We start from the raw sequence: 20,583 nt of genomic DNA on the forward strand, positions 1-20,583 counted from the left end.
ATTCAAAGAATCCAACTTTCGTGCAATTTACTCACTAATTTTTCATGCTACACGGACACAGTTATAGGAGTCCGTGAGCATGGCACAAGATTATCATCACGGTGTGCGCGTTATTGAAATTAACGAAGGCACCCGCCCCATTCGCACTATCAGCACCGCTATTGTCGGCGTGGTTTGCACCGCTGATGATGCGGACGAAAAAACATTTCCTTTAAACAAACCTATCTTACTGACTGATGTATCACAGGTTATCGGTAAAGCAGGAAAAACCGGCACATTAGCCAGCACCTTAAAAGCAATTTCCGATCAGGCTAAACCCATCACTGTTGTGGTGCGTGTAGAGCAAGGCGAAAGTGAAGCAGAAACCACTACTAATATTATTGGTGGCACTACCGAAGAAGGGCTAAAAACAGGGTTGCAAGCACTGCTAGCATCACAAGCCCAACACGGCATTAAGCCTCGTATTATCGGCGCACCCGGTCACGATACTTTAGCCGTTGCCAATGAGATTGCGGTGATTTGTCAAAAGCTCCGCGCCTTTGGCTATGTGTCTGCTTACGACTGTAAAAATATCAGCGAAGCAATCAAGTACCGTGACAACTTTGGCCAGCGTGAATTGATGGTGATTTTTCCTGATTTCACGTCATGGGATAGTACCACTAACAGCGAATCAACCGCTTATGCCACGGCGCGTGCGCTAGGTCTGCGTGCCAAGTTAGACAATGATATCGGTTGGCATAAAACACTATCCAATATCACCGTTAATGGTGTGACGGGTATTTCTAAGGATATTTATTGGGATTTACAAGACCCTGCCACTGATGCCGGTTTACTGAATGAAAAAGGGGTGACGACACTTATCCGCCGTGATGGTTTTCGTTTTTGGGGTTCGCGTACCTGTTCGGATGATCCGCTGTTTGCCTTTGAATCTTATACCCGTAGCGCGCAAGTCCTTGCTGACACCATGGCAGAAGGGCAAATGTGGGCGATTGATAAACCGTTAACACCGTCTTTGGCGCGGGATATCGTTGAAACCATCAACGCAAAATTACGTTCACTGGTCAGTCAGGGCTATTTGTTAGGCGGTGAATGTTGGTATGACCCGACATCAAATAGCAAAGAAGAACTTAAAGACGGCAAGCTCACACTGGATTATGACTATACACCAGTGCCACCAATGGAAAATCTGATGTTACGTCAGCGTATTACCGATAAATACCTGATGGATTTCGGTAACAAAATCAAGGGGTAAATCATGGCGTTACCACGCAAGCTAAAGAATTTTAATTTATTTATGAATGGCACCAATTATGTGGGTGTTGCCGAAGAACTCACATTACCCAAAATCACCCGCAAGTTAGAAGCTTATCGCGGGGGCGGTATGAATGGTTCGGTGCAAATTGATATGGGTCTTGATGACGGTGCGCTTGATAGTGAGTTTACTCTCGGTGGTGCTGATATTGACGTTTACCGACAATGGGGTGCGTCTATTATTGATGCGGTTCAATTGCGTTTTTGTGGTGCTTATCAGCGTGATGATACGGGGGAAGTACTCGCGGTTGAAGTGGTTCTGCGTGGCCGTTATAGCGAAATCGATCCGGGTAACTGGAAATCGGGCGATAACACACAAACCAAAGTCACCGTAAAACCCACGTACTACAAGTTAGTGATGGACGGTCAAGAAATCATTGAGATTGATATCGTCAATATGGTGGAAAAAGTGGACGGTAAAGACCTGTTACAAGCACAGCGTGACGCGCTGGGACTTTAATTAAATTCGGAAAGAGAACATGAAAGAGCCAATCAAAGAACAAAACCAAGAGCCAATTGAATGGGTTGTTGTTAACGGTGACCAAGCCACGGTGACATTAGAACAACCACTTATGCGCGGTGAAACCAAAATCGAAAAAGTGACGGTGCTTAAACCCAATTCAGGGGCATTACGCGGTGTGCGTTTACAGCCGTTAATGGATATGGATGTTGATAGCATGATGCAAGTCTTACCGCGTATTACTATGCCAACGTTAACCAAAAACGATGTGCTGTCTTTAGCTGCGGGCGACTTGGTAAACCTAAGTGTACAGGTGGTCAATTTTTTATTACCGAAGTCGGTTATGCCCGATTCCCTAGCGAATTAACTACCGATGAACTGGCGGCAGATATTGCCGTCATTTTTCATTGGTCACCGGCAGACACCGGCAAAATGAGCCTTTCAGAATTATTGTCATGGCGCTATCAAGCGGCGAAACGGTGCGGACAACAGGATGAGTAATAACTTAAAATTACAAGTTGTACTGAGTGCGGTTGATAAATTAACCGCACCGTTTCGCAGTGCGCAAGAAAGCAATAAACGATTGGCATCCGCTGTGCGCCAATCGCGTGACTCGTTAAAAACACTTAATCAGCAAGCCTCACAAATTGACGGCTTTCGCAAGATTAAACAGCAGTTAACGTCCACACAGCAAGCGTACCAATCCGCCACACAACGTGTTGCTACTCTCGCCAAAGAAATTGCCAATAGTGAAAATCCCACAAAAAAACAGTTAGAGGCATTTAAAAAAGCGCAACGGGAAGCGGGGCAACTCAAAACCAAGTATGAGCAATTACAGCAGTCGGCACAGCGACAGCGCTCGGCACTACAAGCGAATGGTATTTCCACTAACCAGCTTGGTCAAGCACAACGGCGACTCAATGGTGATATTGAACGCACCACGCAACAGCTACGCCGACAGGAAAACCAATTAAGGCGCAGTGCCGAACAAGAACGGCGCATGGCGGCGGCTAAATCGCAGTATCAAAAGACGCTTGATGTGCGAAATAAAATGGCGGGCACCGGTGCCACCATGACAGCAACCGGTGCCGGTATGCTGTATTCCGCGAAACAAACCTTAATGCCGGGGTATGAGTTTAATGTGGGTATGTCAAAGGTGCAGGCATTAACGCGTCTAGATAAAAACTCCGATGAATTTAAGATGTTGCGTGAACAAGCGCGAGAGCTAGGCGCAACCACAGCATTTACGGCTAACCAAGTGGCGCAAGGTCAGGCATTCTATGCAATGGCAGGTTTTAAGCCTGAACAAATTAAAAATGCTATGCCGGGTACATTGGCAATGTCATTGGCGGGTGATATTGATTTAGGTACGACGGCAGATATCGGCTCAAATATTTTAACCGGCTTTAAACTCGACTCGGATCAGATGGGGCGAGTGAGTGATGTGTTAGTCGGTGCCTTTACCCGTTCAAATACCAGTCTGACGATGCTTGGCGACACGATGAAATACGTTGCACCGGTGGCGTCAGGGTTAGGGGTTGATTTAGAAACGGCAGCCGCCGCAACGGGTAAATTGGGTGATGCCGGTATTCAAGGCTCAATGGCGGGTACCTCATTGCGGGCAATTTTAGGACGTTTGGCGGAGCCACCTAAGCAAGCGGCGAAAGCGTTAGAAGAACTGGGCATTAAGACTCGTGATGCCAAAGGCAACTTACGCGACTTTCCTGAGTTATTAGCTGAATTGGATAAGAAAACCGCCAATATGGGTAATGCGCAACGGGCGGGATTCTTTAAACATATTGCTGGTGAAGAAGCCTTCTCCGCGTTATCGGTATTGGCAGAACAAGCGGGTAAGGGGGAGTTGCAAAACCTTGTTGCCGACTTAAAGAAAGCTAAAGGCGAAGCCCAAAAAGTCGCGGGCACCATGACGGACAACTTAAGCGGGGATATGAAAAACCTACAATCTGCATGGGAAGATTTAGGCATTCAGATTTTTGACGGCATTGATAGCCCATTGCGTCAGATATCACAAAGTATTACCAGTGTGATTTCTAATGTGGGTGTGTGGATGAAAGAAAATCCTGAGCTGGCAAAAACACTGACTATGGTGGGCTTAGCGATAGCCGGCATAATTACCACGCTCGGTATTCTCTCGTTATCCATTGCCGCAATGTTAGGACCATTAGCCGCCGCGAAATTAAGTCTATCAATTTTAGGCATTAAAGGCGGTGGCGCACTCGCTCTGTTATTAAAACCAATAAAATTATTAGGCAGTGCATTTTTAGGATTGGGTAAAGCCATGTTAGCTAACCCTATTTTGTTGGCTATTGCTGTTATTGCGGGTGCTATTTATCTGATTTATAAAAATTGGGATAAGATTGAGCCGTATGTCACCAAAGTATGGGAGTCTGTTAAACAGCGCACCGCTATCGCATGGCAAGCATTGAAAGGCACCATTTTAATGGCATGGGAAGCCATTAAATACATCTTCTTTAACTGGACGATACCGGGCTTAATTGCAAAACATTGGGATAGTATTGTCGGCTATACCAAAACCGCGTGGGCATCTGTTAAATCTGTGATTTCAGGGATATGGGAAGGCATTAAAACCTTTTTCATGACGCAAACATTACCGGGGATTATTTATAGCAATTGGGATCAAATCGTTAAGTACACCAAAGAAAAATGGGAATTTCTTAAAACAACGATATCGACTAAATGGGATGAAATTGTCGAAGATACTAAAGCGTTGCCGGCTAAATTTTTACAGTTCGGTAGTGACCTGATTGATTCCATTATTCAGGGGATAAAAAACAAATGGACGGACTTTAAAAATAGCATTGGGGAATTGGCAACCGCCGCCAAAGAAGCACTGACACCGGAATTTGCTAAAACATCCGATCCGAAAGTGCAGTCTGCATTAGATTCTTACAATAGCAACTTTGCCGGTATGTATGATTCAGGCGGTTATATCCCGCGTGGTCAGTTTGGTATTGCCGGCGAAAATGGTCCTGAAATTGTTGAGGGTCCTGCGAATATCACCAGCCGTAAGCACACCGCCATGTTAGCGACAGCCGCATTATCGCTAGGCAGTGCCTTTTCATTACAGGCACAAAATGCCCCGTTGCACCCGCACAGTTTGCCGGTTGAAAACTATCGCACGGCACCGGCTAACGTGAACATTCAACAACAGCGTTATCAAGGCGCGCCGGCACATTATGAAATTAATATTCATCCTCAACCAAATCAATCCGCGCAAGATATCGCACAGCTTGTCATTGCGGAAATTGAGCGTCGTGAGCGTGACAAACAAGCACGATTAAATAGCCGTTATCAAGATAATGAGGTGTGGTAATGATGGCAGCACTTGGGGTATTTGTGTTTGAGTTACGCACAGTGCCTTATCAATCGCTACAAAAACAACAAACGTGGCGACATGGTTTTACTCAACGTGTCGCACGCCGACCGGCACAACAATTTATTGGTCCTGATACTGATGTGATCACCTTATCGGGTGCGCTTTATCCCTCATTAACTGGCGGTAAGGTGTCGTTGCTGGCATTAGAATTAATGGCGGATAGCGGTAAGGCATGGTCATTTATTGATGGTACGGGCACTATTCACGGCATGTTTGTGATCACCGATTTACAACGCACCCACACCGAATTTTTCCAAGATGGTGCTGCCAGAAAAATTGATTTCTCGCTGACATTAAAACGGGTGGATGACTCCATCAGTCAGATGTTGGGAGATTTAAGCGACCAATTAGGTATGATGGCGAACGGTGCCGGTGAAGCCATTAAAGGGGTTTTATCATAATGTTGCCAGAAATGATCACTGGTAAAAGTAGCACGCCGGCTTTCGTGTTAATTGCTGGTGACGAAGATATCAGCGCCAAAATTCAAGGGCGATTAATTTCGCTTTCATTAACGGACAATCGGGGCTTTGAAGCTGACCGGCTTGATATTGAGTTAGATGATTCTGACGGCGCATTAATGATGCCAAAGCGGGGTGAGGTATTAACTTTACATCTTGGTTGGCAAGGTGAAAACCTTATTCATAAAGGCTCGTTTACGGTCGATGAGATAGAGCATTCAGGTGTACCCGATAAAATGACATTACGCGCTCGTAGTGCCGACTTTAGGGCAACGCTAAATGTGCGCCGCGAAATGTCGTACCATCAAAAAACATTAGGCGATATCGTTAGAACCATTGCAGGGCGTAATAATGTCACGGCGGTGGTTGATCCTGGTCTTGATACGGTAAAAATTGAACATATCGACCAGACCAATGAGTCAGACGGCAGTTTTTTAACGCGCTTAGGGAAATTAAATGGTGCCACCGCCTGTGTTAAAAACGGGAGTTTGCTGTTTATGGTGCAAGGGGGAAATACCACCGCCAGTGGTCAAGCATTACCGCTAGTACAAATCACCCGCAGTGTAGGAGATGGGCACCGTTTTTCATTGGTGGATAGAGGTGCTTACACTGGCGTGACCGCCAATTATTTAAACACCCGTAAACCGCAAGAGAAAACACAATCACAAATTAGGCGCAGAAAACCCACTACCGATAAACCGAAAAAAGAAGAAGAGAAACAAGGGGAGTATCTTGTTGGTGAAGAAGGTAATGTGATGGTGTTGTCTCATACTTACGCAAGTAAAACCAATGCCGAACGTGCCGCGAAAGCCGCGTGGGAAAAAATACAGCGGGGCGTTGCCTCTTTTAGTATTACCCTTGCGAAAGGGCGAGCGGATCTCTTTCCTGAATTACCGGTACAAGTCAGCGGATTTAAACCTGAAATTGATGAAGCCTATTGGACATTGGTCACAGTGAGCCATTCACTGAACAATAGCGGATTTACCACCTCGTTAGAATTAGAAGTCAAAAGCAGTGATATAGATATGGATAAGGAATAGTGCCTGTGTATAATTACAGGTAATTTCCACATCATAAAGAGGTAACCCGTTTATGATGATTTGTCCTGTTTGTGGTCATGCCGCCCATACTCGTAGTAGTCAGCAAATATCTTCCGATACCAAAGAACGTTATAACCAGTGCCAGAATATCAATTGTGGCGCAACGTTCGTCAGCCATGAAACCGTAACACGGTTTATTTCAAAGCCTCAATTGTTGAGCGAGTAGAGCCACATCTTGATAAGTATTGTCAGCAGGCATTAGCGATTTGATGAAAATGCCCGGAGTGTTCCGGGCGTTGTTTTATTTATTTGTCGTTAATTCATTAAAGAATTTATCAAAGCCTTTCTTACCGCTATCGTCATAACGTAATTCATTAAACTGTTTTGTAAATGAACAATTCTCATCAATTAAATCATTCAATGAATTGATTGGAATATATTTCTGAGTAATTTTTAATGCTTGATCTTTAGTGAGTGTAGTTGTGTATTCAGGGCTATCTTTAAGTTTTTGGTGATTATCATTATTAATGAGGTAAGACACTACTGTCACATCATTATTATTTGTATTGATAAATGTGCGTAATACTCCATACATAAGGGCGCGCTTTGCTAAATTATCTTTTACATCAGTTGGATCATTATCGTAAGCGGTTGCTGATAATCGAATTTTCAGAGGTGATTCACTGATAATTTCAAATGCATTAGTATCAGAAGGATAGTCTCCAAAATCTTCCATCATGCTTGTGACGGTGGGGTAGATTGCATTTTTATTACTGCATACAAAAGAATCGGTTATTGTTTCTTGTGTTTCGTTGACTTGGTTGTTAGGGGTATCGGGAGCGAAATTAAGAACCCCAATGATTGATAAGACGAAGGTAACAAGAAAAGCAATAAATGATTGCCTGCGGTTTTTTAACTTGATGATGCTAGGTTTTATCATTCCTAGAGTTATGCAGACAATAGATATTACGAATAATGTTATAGATAAAATAAATAGAAATTCCATGTTTTTTCCTTTCTAACGATAAACAGAAGAATCTTAAGAATTTCTAATGATGAGACACGAAATGTGGTAAGTAAAGCCCCTAAAGTAAGGGGCTAGTTTTGTATCAATGTGGTCGTTTTTTCGTGGATGTGGACAGTTGGTGGACGGTGTACTATTAGAATTCAATAAAAACAAAGAGTTAAATTCTATTTTCGGACACCATCCCTGTCTTTTGCAGCCCCTCTGGAGAGGGGCTTTTTTTTGTTCGTTATATTTTTAGTTATATCAGCTCTATTTTAGGTAAAAGTATACTTTTCTTTCTATTGTATTTTTTAGTGTGAAATCTAAAATTTGTTGTTTTAGTCTAGATAGTTCTCGTATAGTTTTATTATTACTTCCTGTTTTGTTATGTATAACGCGATGAATTCTACTATCTTCTAAAATACTAGGAAAATTATTGTCATTTTTATTTAAAACAAAATCTTGTATACATAAGCAAGGCATAGTTTGCCCAACAATATATTCATTGTTTATTAATAAATCATTGAATATTTCATGATCTATTGGATTATTAATGGGATTTTGAGATATTTTATCAAATAAAAAATGAGCACCTTTATTTGTGATAATATATCCTGCAGTACCTAAATGCCGACTTTTTAATCTAACAATTTGAATATCACTGACTTTTTTTATCGGTCTAATGGATGTTTTTATTTTATCATTAGATTTTTCAATTTTTATAATATCAATATTTTCATCTACCCATGAATAATTTCTTAGTAATTCTTCAGAATTTTTCCCTAGGTAAATATCATCTTCAAAAATTCCAGCTACATCAATATTTTCATCAATAATTTTTTTCCATAAAAATATGTGGCTTAAAAAACAACCTTTTTCTCCGGCAGTCAAATTAGGATTATTAAAGCTTATATTTAAACGTTCTGAAATATCTAAATTACTCTTATTTATAGCATCAAAAAATAAGAATGGAATATTTTTTGAATTGAATTGATTAGATATATGTGTACGTCTATCTTCATTATTATCTTTTAAGCTAATTATGAAATTATTCATGTAATATTCTTTATATAAGTAATATTTTAAGGGAAATATAAGAGTGTTATTTCCCTTAGTAGGTTTTTATTTTGTCAGCTCATCTTTGATGATTGCATGTGTATTTTTTATAAAATCATCCACGTTGTGAATTTTTTTAATATAATCAATGGCTTCTATTGATAACATTTTTCTCTTTTCGTCATTCTCAATGAGTTCTCTAACTGCATTTACGAATAAGTCTACTTTATCAAAACCATTACCAAGAACCTCTCCAACATGGATACCGAATTTAGATGTTAAGTCATCGGGATTTCTGTTACTAACAAGCAATGTTCCAAAAGATAAGGCTTCAAGAAATGAAACTGGAAGTGCTTCATGGATAGAACTATTAACTAGCACTTTTGCATCACGTAGATATTTGTTCTTTTCTTCACCTTCAACATGCCCTACAAAATGAAGATTAGGAATTTTTTCATATTCAGACATGATGTCATGGTTTTTATCATCTGCTCTGAATATTTTACCTAAAACGTAAAAATTGTACTCAGGCATTTTTTTTGCAATCTCACAAAAAATCCAGCCACGCTTAACAGATGCAATACGACCTAAAAAAACAATATTGTTTTGTTTGGGATAAGTTAAAACATCAAAATTGTAATCAATATCAATTGGGTTTGGCGCAAAATCAATAGGAACATTTTTATCTAGATTATATAAATCAATAGCTTTCTGATTAAGGCATTGAGCTTGAGTAATGAATCGTACTCTTCCTTCTTTGTACCAAGAATGAACAAGGTCATAGATTTTTTGGTTGTAGTAAGATGTTTCAGGAATTAATTTTACTGTGAAAATTTCATCCCATTCATACATAGGTCTAGGGTCTTGTATCCAAAGAATAAGGCGTTTAGATGGATCTAGTTCATTTTTTAATACATTATCGTGTGTAAGCTCAACACTAAAGTAAACATCATAGTCTTTCTTTTTTAAAAATTGTTGAGTAAACCATTTTCTACGAGGAAGTTTATAAAGAGCTACATCATCGACAATTGTTTTTTCAGCAAAGAAATGACTTTTTCCCTTACCTAATAAAACATCGAATTCGAATTCTTCATTTTTTAAATACTTAGCAATATAATATCTTGCTAAGTAACCATATCCACCAAAGCGAGTATTTGCGGCTCCAAAAAACTCATCAACGATAAGACCAACTTTAATTTTTCGTTTACTTTCTTTATTCATGATATGTAGAGCTCATAATAGAGTGTGAAATAATTTTTTAATATAACAATATAATTTTGTTTATTTTATGTAAGGAGTTTTATTCCTCTAATGGATGTGAGTAATTTGTAGTAGGGAGATTAAGCTGAAATAACTCAGGAACCATAAATTATATTCTTATATTTTAAGGTGTGGAGATACACTACACTAGTCTACATGATTTTCATGCTGACCTACAACAATGCCTCTGATGATTCAGGTAAAATCTGTCCGCCGTCGATGATATTATCCCACCTGACTTGTACTGTAGAGGTTCCTGCCTGGATAACCCGTTAAATCAAATATAAACCTCTTATTAAGTGTGAGTTTCACTTCAGCCTAGATTGAAAAGCGGTAAATCAACCAGAGAACTTTGTTGTTAGCCACAAATGTACCCTAGATCATTTGTTTCTTTGCAAGAATGACATCACAAAATAGAGAGATAAACGGTAGATAGAATATCACACCAGAGAAAACTGAATATTTATCAAAAGATGCCGATGCTATTTTTAGCATAAATAGCGTTTTTTTGAGGTGAATGCAAAAAGGCAGTAAAGTGTCTGTATAAAAAGTGTTAACTTATTGGCGAAATGTATTTGAGATAGACTAGTATAATATTTATACAAGCTATCTGATTAGTTTAATGCGCATCAAGTTTATGAAAAAAAATGTACGATAATGATGAACTGGCAAAAAATATGCGTACAATGGTATTGTTGAATCAATTCAGCATTTGCGATATCGGAAAATTATACCAGATAAGCCGGTATTGAGATAAAAAGTTATTCCAACAATTTTGCAATAATTACATCGAATAAGAATCAGAGGTAATCATGGTCAATGGGATCAAAAGAATTGGGGTTTTAACAAGTGGTGGTGACGCACCAGGTATGAATGCTGCGATCCGTGGTGTTGTTCGTGCCGCGCTAAGTGAAGGTTTAGAGGTTTATGGGATTATGGATGGCTATATGGGGCTATACGAAAATCGCATGAAAAAACTCGACCGTTTTAGCGTGTCAGACATGATCAATCGTGGTGGTACATTCCTTGGTTCTGCTCGTTTCCCTGAATTCCGTGAAGACAATGTGCGTGCTGTTGCCATCGAAAACATGAAACAAAATGAGCTTGATGCTTTAGTTGTTATTGGTGGTGATGGTTCTTATCTAGGTGCAAAAAAATTAACGGAAGCAGGTTTTCCATGTATCGGTTTGCCGGGTACCATCGATAATGACGTTGCGGGTACTGACTACACCATCGGTTATTTCACTGCATTAGAAACCGCTGTTGAAGCCATTGACCGCTTACGTGATACCTCAACATCTCATAAACGTATCTCTATCGTAGAAGTCATGGGACGTTACTGTGGTGACTTAACACTGTCTGCGGCAATCGCTGGGGGCTGTGAATTTGTTGTTCTGCCTGAATCTGAATTACCTTTTAATCGTGATGAATTACTGGCAGAAATCAAAGCAGGTATTGAACGTGGTAAACGTCACGCCATCGTTGCAATCACTGAACACGTTTGTGATGTGCATGAATTAGCGCGTTTTATTGAAGCTGAAACTAAACATGAAACGCGTGCAACGGTATTAGGTCATATCCAACGTGGTGGTTCTCCAGTTGCTTACGACCGTATTCTGGCTTCTCGCATGGGTGCTTACTCTGTACAACTGCTATTAGAAGGCTACGGCGGTCGTTGTGTTGGTATTCAAAACGAAAAATTGGTTCACCATGATATTATTGATGCGGTTATGAATATGAAACGTGTCTTTAAAGCTGACTGGTATGAAACAGCGAAAAAACTGTATTAATTAATCTTCCGTAATACCAGAGCCTTTCTGAGTTTTATCCTTATTCGTGAACTGCTCTGATACATTTTCCTTGTATCAGGGCAGCTTCTCGAGTGAAAACATTTCATTTAGCGATCTCTATCCTCCTTGGTTTCTTCTTATCTCCTTTATATTGATAGCTATATTCCTGTTGTGTATATCCATCGGCTTTTTGTTATTTCATCGTTATAAAACTTTCTGTCAGCCTAGTTAAATACTTAACGATAGGGGATGGATAGCTATGTTTAAACGATGGGGTTTATTATCAACGGCTTTAGCGACATTACTTTTTTCTCATATTTTATGGGCTAAAGATATTCAATTATTGAATGTCTCTTATGATCCAACGAGAGAGCTTTATCAGCAGTATAACCAAGCATTTAGCCAGTATTGGGAGCAGAAAACGGGAGATAGAGTCACTATTCGTCAATCACATGGCGGCTCAGGAAAGCAAGCGACATCAGTTATCAATGGCATTGAGGCGGATGTTGTTACCTTAGCACTGGCTTATGACATAGATGCCATCGCTCAAAGAGGGAGTATTGATAAACAGTGGTTAAAACGACTTCCTGATAACTCAGCCCCTTACACGTCAACGATCGTTTTTCTGGTGAGAAAAGGAAACCCTAAGCAAATAACAGATTGGGATTCATTAATTAAACCAGGAGTTTCCATTATTACACCAAACCCTAAAACGTCTGGTGGTGCAAGATGGAACTATCTTGCGGCATGGGGCTACGGATTAAAAGCGAATCATCAAGACAGTGAAAAAGCTAAGGCATTCGTTAAAGCACTTTATCAGCAAGTTGAGGTGTTAGATTCAGGTGCAAGAGGAGCCACAAACACTTTTGTTGAACGAGGTATTGGTGATGTATTGATTGCATGGGAAAACGAAGCTTTATTAGCGATTAATGAATTAGGGGCAGATAAATTTGAGATAGTCACACCATCAATATCTATTCTTGCAGAGCCGACGGTGTCAGTAGTTGATAAAGTGGTTGATAAGCGAGGCACGCGAGAAATCGCTACCGCTTACTTAGACTATCTTTATTCACCAGAAGGACAAGAAATCGCGGCGAAAAACTATTATCGCCCTAGAGATAAAGCGATAGCAGAAAAATACCAAAGCAGTTTTCCAAAACTAGAGTTATTTACGCTTAATGACGTTTTTGGTGATTGGCAATCTGCACAGAAAATACATTTTGCGACAGGTGGTGTGTTTGATGAAATAAGTCGTCGCTGATCAAACGACTAGAAACAAAAAAATCACCTTCTGCTTTATATTCAGTAAGGTGATTTTCTCTATTTTTTATCGATTAACGGCTTAAGCCAGAAAGATAAAAATTATTTTTTCGCTTTAGCTTGTGCTGCTGCTTTAACGATAACGGCAAATGCGTCCGCTTTCAGTGAAGCGCCACCTACTAATGCACCATCGATGTCTGGTTGACCAAACAGTTCTGCTGCATTTTTATCGTTAACAGAGCCACCGTATTGAATGATAACTTGTTCAGCGATAGCGGCATCTTTCTTCGCAATATGATCACGAATAAATTTATGAACAGCTTGAGCTTGTGCTGGAGTTGCAGATTTACCTGTACCGATAGCCCAGATTGGCTCATAAGCGATAACTGCATCTTTAAATGCTGCTGCGCCGTGTGCATTTAACACCGCATCGATTTGGCGAGCGCATACTTCTTGAGTTTTGCCAGCTTCGTTTTCAGCTTCAGTTTCACCAATACATAATACTGGTGTTAAACCTAACTCTTTTAACACGCCGAATTTTTGAGCGATAAACTCGTCAGATTCTTTATGATAAGTACGACGTTCAGAGTGACCAATGATAACGTATTTAACATCAACGTTTTTCAGCATTTCTGCTGAAGTTTCACCAGTGAAAGCACCTGATAAGTTAACACCTGTATCTTGAGCACCTAATGCAATACGGCTTCCACCAATTTCATGGCGTGCTTGGCATAGGTAAACTGCTGGTGGTGCGATAGCAACATCACAACCCGCAACACCGCTAACTTCTTTACGTAATGCAGCAATTAATTCATGAACCATATGAATGCTGCCGTTGAGTTTCCAGTTACCCATGACTAATGGATGGCGCATAACTTTTCCTCCAACCGAGTGGTTTAAATTTAGTTTGCTAATAAACACGAATTCTGTTGATGCACAACAGTATAGAGAACAATGAATAGAATAGCTTTGTTTTTTATCACGGAATTGCTGAAACGATCTTGCTGTTTAAAGAAAGCTTAATCGGTTCAATGGCGAAGGTAGTTAATTGATTATCTTCATGGGCAATAATATAGCGAATGGCCCCTACATCATGGCTAATATAATCAGAAGTTTGATTTTTAAAGGCGAATAAATTGAGCGCCTCTTGAATTTGCTCTTGAGTTATTGATGAGTCAAATTGAGCAATCAAAGTGATGATGTATTGTGTTGTTAGCTCGCGATTTATCTTTTCTAATTCAGGTGAATCAGGGGAGTGGATCAGCGTGAGTTGTAAACTTTTTATTTTTTCGCTGCCGCGCTCTAATATTGCAGATGAATAGATATAAGGCGTAATACGCGTTGCAGCTCTGACAAGAGGGATCGCAATATCGTGATTAGTGATGATTTTATATTCATTAAGCGATAGCAACGGATTTTGTTGATTGAACTTAGCTCTTAGCTCTGGAATAGTTATCTCAAAAACAGGTGCATCTTGTTTCAGATAAGCAATATCATCTTTAGCGGGCTGTTTTTGTGCAACTGACATCTCTGTTGCCAAAACAGAAGTTGGCAAACAAAGAGCAATGCTAATGATTATCAGGTATAACGTAGAAAGTATGTTTGCTTTTATCATCTGTCCTCCGCTTGTCTGTGCTGTTATTGGCTAGTCTGTATTATTTGATACCAAATGGACAGTGTAATTCACAAATTAAGTAAATTATTGAGAATTTATGACCTTACAACATTGGGCATTTTCATTCAAAGGACGAATTGGACGTCGTGATTTTTGGGCTGGTTTAGGTGCTTGTTTTGCTCTTTTTTTAGGCCTGTTTATTATCAATGATATGATTTATCCATTACCTGCCATTGTGACGTGGATATTGATTTTCTCTATTTTTTATCCATTGTGCGCAATTTTTACCAAAAGACTTCATGACAGAAATAAAAGAGGAATATGGCTTTTATTACTTTTACTTGCGGTGATGTTAGGATTAGCTGATACCAGTAGCTTAGAGCCATTTTGGCAATGGGCGATAGGGCGTTTTCTGCCTTCGTTTATCGGGATGATTATGTTGCTTGATTGCGGTGTATTTGTTGGTAATGACGGTGAAAACTATTTTGGTAAACAGACTGATCAAGTGGACTATCGTCGCTGGCGTTAATTGATGTTACTAAATCAAACAAATAAGGGTGAAATAAATAAGTTCACCCTTATTTTTGCCTTATTACCAATATTGCTCACTGGTGATATGCCCGGGTTTTCGTCGTAAGTGCTTACGCATTTCTCGTTGCTCTTTTAAGAGTTGTTGAGTGTCTCTGACCATTTGAGGATTACCACACAACATAATATGGCTCTCTTCTGGGCTGATGGTTAGACCTACCGTTTTTTCTAAAGCACCACTTTCAATGAGTGCAGGAATGCGCCCTGTTAAGGAGCCAATATGATTTTCACGGCTGACAACGGTTTGAATGCGTAATTTACCTTGATAACGTTCAACGAGTTTTTCCATTAAAGGTAAATAGCTTAAGTCATTAGCATATCGAACAGCGTGGACAAGAACGATATTTTCAAATCGAGCGAGATCTTCACCTAATTGTAAAATAGAGAGGAAAGGTCCAATAGCGGTGCCTGTCGAAAGCATCCAAAGTGTATTTGCTGTGGGGACTTCTTCTAATACAAAAAAGCCACTAGCTTGTTCGGTCACAAGAATTTCATCACCTATTTTTAGCGCACACAATTTAGGGCTTAATTTTCCATCAGGTACAGTCACCAGATAAAACTCTAAATTGGGATCATTAGGTGCATTCACATAAGAGTAGGCTCGTTGTACTCGTTCACCATCAATATCTAGCGCTAATTTTGCAAATTGCCCAGCTGTAAACTTATCAATAGGCGCATTGACGACAAGACTCATTAACGCATCAGTCCAGTGATGAACTTGAGTTACTTTTCCATTCACCCAATTAGCCATAGAGATTATCTCCTTTTGATAAACATGCTTACGTTGGTTATTTATTCTAAATAGGAAGCGGTTTTTTATTTATCAAGATGGTGTGGTGATGTGATTAATCTAAGATTTTGTCAATAAATGACACAATATGTACATTTATATTGACAACTATGGTGTATTTCTCTGACATTAATCTTTATACAAAAATTGCTGGCTATCTCGCAAATTTCTCCAAATTTGTTAACTTAGTCTCATTCTGAAAAGGCATACATTTTGCGGAGTTTATTTTTGTAAATTCTCTGTAGTGTGCGCCTGTCCGTTAATTTATTTATCTGAAATTCTTGAGCAAAGAAAAGAAATGAGAAAGTTAGAGCATGCAAATTTATTATTATTGATAATTGCACTGGTTGCTGTGGGTCAAATGACTCAAACTATTTATGTTCCTGTTATTGCTGATATGGCCGTTTATTTTGGTGAGCCAACTGGGGCTGTGCAGCAAGTAATGGGGGCTTATCTTTTTTCTTATGGTTTTTCACAGCTAATTTATGGGCCTATTTCCGACAAAGTAGGGCGTCGTCCTGTTATTTTAGTTGGTATGACAATTTTTTGCTTATCAACACTAGTGGCGATTTTCTCGCAAAATTTAACCACACTGGTTATTGCAAGTACCTTACAAGGGATGGGAACGGGTGTTGCAGGCGTGATGACACGTACCCAACCTCGTGATTTATATACAGGTACAGCGTTACGTTACGCCAATAGTTTGTTAAATATGGGGGTTTTAGTTAGCCCATTATTAGCGCCTATGATTGGTGGTGTTGTCGCTCACTTCTTTGGCTGGCATGCGTGTTATATCTTCTTATTATTATTGGGAAGTAGCGTTCTTTTTTGTATGTATCGTTGGATGCCCGAAACACGTCCTGTACAAGTTGAAAAACGTAAAATGTTGTCATCATTTTACTTACTACTTTCAAACAGTACCTTTAGCGCCTTTTTAATTATGCTGATTTGTGCGTTATCAGGTATTGCGGTTTTTGAGGCATCAAGCGGTGTGTTAATGGGTGGAGTACTCGGATTAAATAGTATTACTATCAGTATATTATTTATTTTGCCTATTCCTGCCGCATTCTTTGGGGCTTGGTATGCTGGCCGTGAAGGTAAAACCTTTGTACAGCTGATGTGGCATTCTGTGTTTTGTTGTTTATCCGCAGGGATTTTAATGTGGGTCCCCGGTTGGCTAAATATTATTAATATTTGGACATTACTAGTACCTGCGGCACTGTTTTTCTTTGGTGCTGGCATGTTATTCCCATTAGCAACAACAGGGGCGATGGAGCCATTCCCTTATTTAGCGGGTTCAGCGGGTGCGCTGGTGGGCGGTTTACAAAATGTAGGTTCTGGTGTCGCAACATGGTTTTCTGCTTTACTGCCACAGCATAATCAATTTAGTTTAGGTATGATTATGTTTGCTATGTCAGTGGCGATTATGCTTTGTTGGCTTCCTTTAGCGCATCGTTTTAGCCATGAAGAACATACTATTTAGTTGATTGATGCACTGACTAAAATAAAAAATGCCGAGATAAAAATCTCGGCATTTTGGTTTTGTAGCCTAGGCTACTTCTCTCTCAAACTGTTTTACTGCAATTAACCTTTACTGCAATTAACCGCGATCTTCCCACTCTTGAGCGCGAGCGACAGCTTTTTTCCAGCCGTTATAGCGATAGTTACGCTCAGTGGTTTCGATGCCAGGGCGGAATTCCTTATCAATAGCAGCTTTGTTTTTCACTTCTTCCAAATCACTCCAGAAACCGATAGCAAGACCTGCAAGGAATGCGGCACCTAATGCGGTACTTTCACGAACAACAGGGCGTTCTACGCGCGTACCTAAAATATCGGATTGGAACTGCATTAAGAAGTTGTTGGCAACAGCACCACCATCAACACGCAGTGATTGTAAACGTGCGCCTGAATCAGCTTGCATTGCATCAAGCACATCGCGCGTTTGATAAGCGATAGACTCTAAGGTTGCACGAATGATGTGATTACGGTTAGCACCACGGGTTAAACCAAAAATAGCACCGCGGGCATACGGGTCCCAATATGGTGCGCCTAAGCCTGTAAAGGCAGGCACAACATAGACACCATTAGTATCATTAACTTTAGTTGCGAAGTATTCAGAGTCAGTGGCTTCATCAATGAGTTTTAGCTCATCACGTAGCCATTGAATAGAAGCACCACCAACGAATACCGCACCTTCTAGGGCATAGTTCACTTCACCACGAGGACCACAACAAATTGTTGTTAACAAACCATGATTAGAACGAACCGCTTCTTTACCTGTATTCATCAGTAAGAAGCAACCAGTACCATAGGTATTTTTTGCCATACCGCTTTGTACGCAAAGTTGACCATAAAGTGCAGCTTGTTGGTCACCCGCCATACCGGCGATAGGAATACGTGTACCGCCTTTACCACCAATATTTGTTTGGCCATAAACTTCTGAAGATGGCACTACTTTTGGTAGCATATTGCGAGGAATATCCAGCAGATCGAGGATTTTTTGATCCCAATCTAAAGAGTGGATATTAAATAACATGGTACGTGAGGCGTTAGTGAAATCTGTAACGTGAACGCGACCTTGTGTCATTTTCCAAACTAACCAAGTATCAACAGTACCGAATAACAGTTCACCTTTTTCTGCTTTTTCACGAGCGCCTTCGACATTGTCGAGGATCCATTTTAATTTTGTACCAGAGAAATAAGGGTCAACCATTAAACCCGTGTTTTGACGGATATATTCTTCAACACCTTCTTTATCTTTTAAGCGAGTACAGAAATCCGCAGTACGACGGCATTGCCATACAATTGCGTTATAAACAGGTTTACCCGTTTCTTTATCCCATACAATGGTGGTTTCACGTTGGTTCGTGATACCAATACCTGCAACGTGGTCGGATGGAATATCTGCTTTTGCTAATACTTCAACTAAGGTTGCACTTTGTGTTGCCCAAATTTCCATTGGATCGTGTTCAACCCAGCCTGGCTTAGGATAGATTTGGGTAAATTCACGTTGTGAAATACTGACGATATTGGCATCGTGGTCAATGACTACGGCGCGTGAACTAGTTGTACCCTGATCCAGTGCAACAATATATTTTTTCTCGGTATTCGATGTATTTGTTTCTGTTGTCATGTTAGTAACCTGTTCTGATAATCAACAATATTGCTCTTAATTTTATTTATCGTCTTCAATTTTGCAGGTATCGCAAGGTAAGTGACGGCCAATTAATTTACGGTAAGCCAATGCACCTAAGATACCACCGATAAATGGAGCAATTATTGGAACTAAGAAATAAGGGATATCACGTCCACCAGTCAGTGCAATATCACCCCAGCCAGCAAAGTACGCAACCAATTTTGGACCAAAGTCACGAGCTGGGTTTAAGGCGAATCCGGTTAATGGGCCAAATGCACCACCGATTACGGCAATTAAGATACCAATTAATAATGGTGCTAATGGACCTTTAGGTACACCGTTACCATCATCAGTTAAGGCTAAAATTAAGCCAACAAGGATAATGGCAATGATAACTTCGACAACAAAGGCATGTGCAACGGAAATTTGAGCTGCAGGATAAGTAGAGAATACACCGGCAGTGAAGAGACTTTCTTGTGAGCCTCTGACAATGCCATTAACTTGTTCGTAGTCGAGGAAAACACTGTAGTACATAAAATACACAATAGCAGCGGCAAAGAAGCCACCTAACATTTGTGCAATAATATAAGGGATAACTTTTCTGCGTTCAAAGCAAGCAAATAACCAAAATGCAACGGTAACTGCCGGGTTCAAGTGAGCACCAGATGTGCCCGCGGTAAGATAAACGGCTAAGGCAACACCCAGCCCCCAGATAATACTTATCTCCCACAGCCCTAGCTCTGCACCTGCAATACGTACTGCAGCAACACAACCAAGGCCGAAGAAGACTAGCAACGCAGTTCCGATAAATTCAGAAATGCATTGACCCATAAGAGAGGTTTTCGTCTGGCTCATATATTCTATCCTGAAAGAGGGTTATTTATTGTTAGTATTCTTTTCGAATTGAAAAGATAACTGTGAATTTATCGTTAATGAGCGTAAACGAGAATAAGCGAAATTGAAATTTGTGTGTCTCATCAAGAAAATGAGTGAAAACGCTCTTAATTAGTGACTTGATCGACATTTGTAATGTGATCTGACCAGTGTTTTTGATAAATTGAAAAAAGAATGTAATTCCTCGGAAGATGCTAGACAGTTGTTGATAGGCTACTTACAATCGGAAGTATCGATTATATGGGGGATTACAGTATGTCATTTGAAGTTTTCGAGAAGTTAGAATCAAAAGTACAACAAGCAATTGATACCATCACATTATTACAGATGGAAATCGAAGAGCTAAAAGAAAAAAATGATGCGCTGAACCAAGAAGTTCAAGAAGCGAAAGGATCACGCGAAGCCCTTGTTCGTGAAAATGAAGAGTTGAAACAAGAGCAATCAAGTTGGCAAGAGCGTTTACGCGCTCTGTTAGGCAAAATGGAAGACGTGCAATAATTG

General features: G+C 40.1%; 21 protein-coding genes. 13 read left to right on the forward strand and 8 right to left on the reverse strand.

The window, feature by feature from the left end; translation table 11 throughout:
• The first annotated feature begins 79 nt into the window (after positions 1–79).
• The 8 genes from QQS39_RS00465 (at position 80) to QQS39_RS00500 (ending at position 6,913) form a co-directional block, all read left to right on the forward strand.
• The gene (locus QQS39_RS00465) at positions 80–1,252 is read left to right on the forward strand and encodes a phage tail sheath protein (protein WP_285805201.1); all 1,173 of its coding nucleotides are present in this window, start codon (positions 80–82) and stop codon (positions 1,250–1,252) included.
• A 3-nt stretch (positions 1,253–1,255) separates the two neighbouring features.
• Complete coding sequence (locus tag QQS39_RS00470; RefSeq protein WP_285805202.1) at positions 1,256–1,771, forward strand: phage major tail tube protein; 516 nt, start codon at positions 1,256–1,258, stop codon at positions 1,769–1,771.
• A gap of 19 nt (positions 1,772–1,790) precedes the next feature.
• Positions 1,791–2,138, forward strand: coding sequence for a phage tail assembly protein (locus tag QQS39_RS00475; RefSeq protein WP_170832185.1), 348 nt, complete (start codon positions 1,791–1,793; stop codon positions 2,136–2,138).
• A gap of 65 nt (positions 2,139–2,203) precedes the next feature.
• Complete coding sequence (locus QQS39_RS00480) at positions 2,204–2,272, forward strand: GpE family phage tail protein (RefSeq protein WP_230507027.1); 69 nt, start codon at positions 2,204–2,206, stop codon at positions 2,270–2,272.
• Positions 2,265–5,126: a phage tail tape measure protein gene (locus tag QQS39_RS00485; protein ID WP_285805203.1), complete on the forward strand. Its 2,862-nt coding sequence runs from the start codon at positions 2,265–2,267 to the stop codon at positions 5,124–5,126. The genes QQS39_RS00480 and QQS39_RS00485 overlap by 8 nt, the downstream gene beginning before the upstream one ends.
• Complete coding sequence (locus tag QQS39_RS00490) at positions 5,126–5,590, forward strand: phage tail protein (RefSeq protein WP_099075426.1); 465 nt, start codon at positions 5,126–5,128, stop codon at positions 5,588–5,590. Before QQS39_RS00485 ends, QQS39_RS00490 begins: the two co-directional genes overlap by 1 nt.
• The gene (locus tag QQS39_RS00495; RefSeq protein ID WP_285805204.1) at positions 5,590–6,687 is read left to right on the forward strand and encodes a phage late control D family protein; all 1,098 of its coding nucleotides are present in this window, start codon (positions 5,590–5,592) and stop codon (positions 6,685–6,687) included. Before QQS39_RS00490 ends, QQS39_RS00495 begins: the two co-directional genes overlap by 1 nt.
• A 52-nt stretch (positions 6,688–6,739) precedes the next feature.
• Complete coding sequence (locus QQS39_RS00500) at positions 6,740–6,913, forward strand: ogr/Delta-like zinc finger family protein (protein ID WP_285805205.1); 174 nt, start codon at positions 6,740–6,742, stop codon at positions 6,911–6,913.
• A gap of 75 nt (positions 6,914–6,988) precedes the next feature.
• On the opposite strand, the gene QQS39_RS00505 is transcribed toward QQS39_RS00500, so the two are convergent.
• The 3 genes from QQS39_RS00505 to QQS39_RS00515 all read right to left on the reverse strand — a co-directional run bounded on the left by QQS39_RS00505 (position 6,989) and on the right by QQS39_RS00515 (position 9,970).
• A complete protein-coding gene (locus QQS39_RS00505) occupies positions 6,989–7,693 on the reverse strand; it encodes a hypothetical protein (RefSeq protein ID WP_285805206.1) in 705 nt (234 codons plus the stop codon).
• 270 nt (positions 7,694–7,963) lie between these two features.
• Complete coding sequence (locus QQS39_RS00510) at positions 7,964–8,749, reverse strand: glycosyltransferase family 25 protein (protein WP_285805207.1); 786 nt, start codon at positions 8,747–8,749, stop codon at positions 7,964–7,966.
• 66 nt (positions 8,750–8,815) lie between these two features.
• Positions 8,816–9,970: a glycosyltransferase family 4 protein gene (locus QQS39_RS00515; protein WP_285805208.1), complete on the reverse strand. Its 1,155-nt coding sequence runs from the start codon at positions 9,968–9,970 to the stop codon at positions 8,816–8,818.
• Between the two features lie 851 nt (positions 9,971–10,821).
• Here QQS39_RS00515 and pfkA point away from each other — a divergent pair.
• Together pfkA and QQS39_RS00525 are read left to right on the forward strand one after the other, a co-directional pair.
• On the forward strand, positions 10,822–11,799 hold the full coding sequence (gene pfkA / locus QQS39_RS00520) for a 6-phosphofructokinase (protein WP_075673000.1): 978 nt from the start codon (positions 10,822–10,824) through the stop codon (positions 11,797–11,799).
• 259 nt (positions 11,800–12,058) lie between these two features.
• Positions 12,059–13,060: a sulfate ABC transporter substrate-binding protein gene (locus QQS39_RS00525; protein WP_196735164.1), complete on the forward strand. Its 1,002-nt coding sequence runs from the start codon at positions 12,059–12,061 to the stop codon at positions 13,058–13,060.
• A gap of 101 nt (positions 13,061–13,161) precedes the next feature.
• Here the strand turns inward: QQS39_RS00525 and tpiA are convergent, their stop codons facing one another.
• Together tpiA and QQS39_RS00535 are read right to left on the reverse strand one after the other, a co-directional pair.
• Positions 13,162–13,932 (reverse strand): triose-phosphate isomerase, encoded by a 771-nt coding sequence (gene tpiA / locus QQS39_RS00530; RefSeq protein WP_069366847.1) that lies wholly within the window; start codon positions 13,930–13,932, stop codon positions 13,162–13,164.
• Positions 13,933–14,038: 106 nt separating this feature from the next.
• Positions 14,039–14,674 carry a DUF1454 family protein gene (locus tag QQS39_RS00535; RefSeq protein ID WP_285805209.1) on the reverse strand — a complete coding sequence of 212 codons (636 nt, stop codon included), beginning with the start codon at positions 14,672–14,674 and terminating at the stop codon, positions 14,039–14,041.
• 97 nt (positions 14,675–14,771) lie between these two features.
• Here QQS39_RS00535 and QQS39_RS00540 point away from each other — a divergent pair, with 97 nt between their 5' ends.
• Entirely contained in the window at positions 14,772–15,203 is a 432-nt protein-coding gene (locus QQS39_RS00540; protein WP_285805210.1) for a DUF805 domain-containing protein, read from the forward strand.
• A 63-nt stretch (positions 15,204–15,266) separates the two neighbouring features.
• Here the strand turns inward: QQS39_RS00540 and fpr are convergent, their stop codons facing one another.
• On the reverse strand, positions 15,267–16,013 hold the full coding sequence (gene fpr / locus QQS39_RS00545; protein ID WP_285805211.1) for a ferredoxin--NADP(+) reductase: 747 nt from the start codon (positions 16,011–16,013) through the stop codon (positions 15,267–15,269).
• Positions 16,014–16,350: 337 nt separating this feature from the next.
• Between fpr and emrD the strand changes: the two genes are divergently transcribed.
• The gene (gene emrD, locus QQS39_RS00550) at positions 16,351–17,535 is read left to right on the forward strand and encodes a multidrug efflux MFS transporter EmrD (protein ID WP_151436594.1); all 1,185 of its coding nucleotides are present in this window, start codon (positions 16,351–16,353) and stop codon (positions 17,533–17,535) included.
• Between the two features lie 117 nt (positions 17,536–17,652).
• Here emrD and glpK read toward each other — a convergent pair whose 3' ends face one another.
• Together glpK and QQS39_RS00560 are read right to left on the reverse strand one after the other, a co-directional pair.
• The gene (glpK, locus tag QQS39_RS00555; RefSeq protein WP_151436595.1) at positions 17,653–19,185 is read right to left on the reverse strand and encodes a glycerol kinase GlpK; all 1,533 of its coding nucleotides are present in this window, start codon (positions 19,183–19,185) and stop codon (positions 17,653–17,655) included.
• A gap of 42 nt (positions 19,186–19,227) precedes the next feature.
• Positions 19,228–20,043 (reverse strand): MIP/aquaporin family protein, encoded by an 816-nt coding sequence (locus QQS39_RS00560; protein WP_151436596.1) that lies wholly within the window; start codon positions 20,041–20,043, stop codon positions 19,228–19,230.
• Between the two features lie 294 nt (positions 20,044–20,337).
• Between QQS39_RS00560 and zapB the strand changes: the two genes are divergently transcribed.
• On the forward strand, positions 20,338–20,580 hold the full coding sequence (gene zapB, locus QQS39_RS00565) for a cell division protein ZapB (protein WP_036933299.1): 243 nt from the start codon (positions 20,338–20,340) through the stop codon (positions 20,578–20,580).
• Positions 20,581–20,583 lie beyond the last annotated feature (3 nt).

Source organism: Proteus appendicitidis, from assembly GCF_030271835.1.
GTDB classification, from domain to species: Bacteria; Pseudomonadota; Gammaproteobacteria; order Enterobacterales; family Enterobacteriaceae; genus Proteus; species Proteus appendicitidis.

Bases quoted from the DNA above. Each gene is read 5' to 3' on its own strand.
- glpK (WP_151436595.1), bottom strand. From the start codon at position 19,185: ATGACAACAGAAACAAATACATCGAATACCGAGAAAAAATATATTGTT.
- QQS39_RS00510 (WP_285805207.1), bottom strand. From the start codon at position 8,749: ATGAATAATTTCATAATTAGCTTAAAAGATAATAATGAAGATAGACGT.
- zapB (WP_036933299.1), top strand. From the start codon at position 20,338: ATGTCATTTGAAGTTTTCGAGAAGTTAGAATCAAAAGTACAACAAGCA.
- QQS39_RS00475 (WP_170832185.1), top strand. From the start codon at position 1,791: ATGAAAGAGCCAATCAAAGAACAAAACCAAGAGCCAATTGAATGGGTT.
- QQS39_RS00515 (WP_285805208.1), bottom strand. From the start codon at position 9,970: ATGAATAAAGAAAGTAAACGAAAAATTAAAGTTGGTCTTATCGTTGAT.
- QQS39_RS00485 (WP_285805203.1), top strand. From the start codon at position 2,265: ATGAGTAATAACTTAAAATTACAAGTTGTACTGAGTGCGGTTGATAAA.
- QQS39_RS00500 (WP_285805205.1), top strand. From the start codon at position 6,740: ATGATGATTTGTCCTGTTTGTGGTCATGCCGCCCATACTCGTAGTAGT.
- fpr (WP_285805211.1), bottom strand. From the start codon at position 16,013: ATGGCTAATTGGGTGAATGGAAAAGTAACTCAAGTTCATCACTGGACT.
- QQS39_RS00535 (WP_285805209.1), bottom strand. From the start codon at position 14,674: ATGATAAAAGCAAACATACTTTCTACGTTATACCTGATAATCATTAGC.
- tpiA (WP_069366847.1), bottom strand. From the start codon at position 13,932: ATGCGCCATCCATTAGTCATGGGTAACTGGAAACTCAACGGCAGCATT.
- QQS39_RS00540 (WP_285805210.1), top strand. From the start codon at position 14,772: ATGACCTTACAACATTGGGCATTTTCATTCAAAGGACGAATTGGACGT.
- QQS39_RS00505 (WP_285805206.1), bottom strand. From the start codon at position 7,693: ATGGAATTTCTATTTATTTTATCTATAACATTATTCGTAATATCTATT.
- QQS39_RS00525 (WP_196735164.1), top strand. From the start codon at position 12,059: ATGTTTAAACGATGGGGTTTATTATCAACGGCTTTAGCGACATTACTT.
- QQS39_RS00470 (WP_285805202.1), top strand. From the start codon at position 1,256: ATGGCGTTACCACGCAAGCTAAAGAATTTTAATTTATTTATGAATGGC.
- QQS39_RS00560 (WP_151436596.1), bottom strand. From the start codon at position 20,043: ATGAGCCAGACGAAAACCTCTCTTATGGGTCAATGCATTTCTGAATTT.
- QQS39_RS00490 (WP_099075426.1), top strand. From the start codon at position 5,126: ATGATGGCAGCACTTGGGGTATTTGTGTTTGAGTTACGCACAGTGCCT.
- QQS39_RS00465 (WP_285805201.1), top strand. From the start codon at position 80: ATGGCACAAGATTATCATCACGGTGTGCGCGTTATTGAAATTAACGAA.
- QQS39_RS00495 (WP_285805204.1), top strand. From the start codon at position 5,590: ATGTTGCCAGAAATGATCACTGGTAAAAGTAGCACGCCGGCTTTCGTG.
- emrD (WP_151436594.1), top strand. From the start codon at position 16,351: ATGAGAAAGTTAGAGCATGCAAATTTATTATTATTGATAATTGCACTG.
- pfkA (WP_075673000.1), top strand. From the start codon at position 10,822: ATGGTCAATGGGATCAAAAGAATTGGGGTTTTAACAAGTGGTGGTGAC.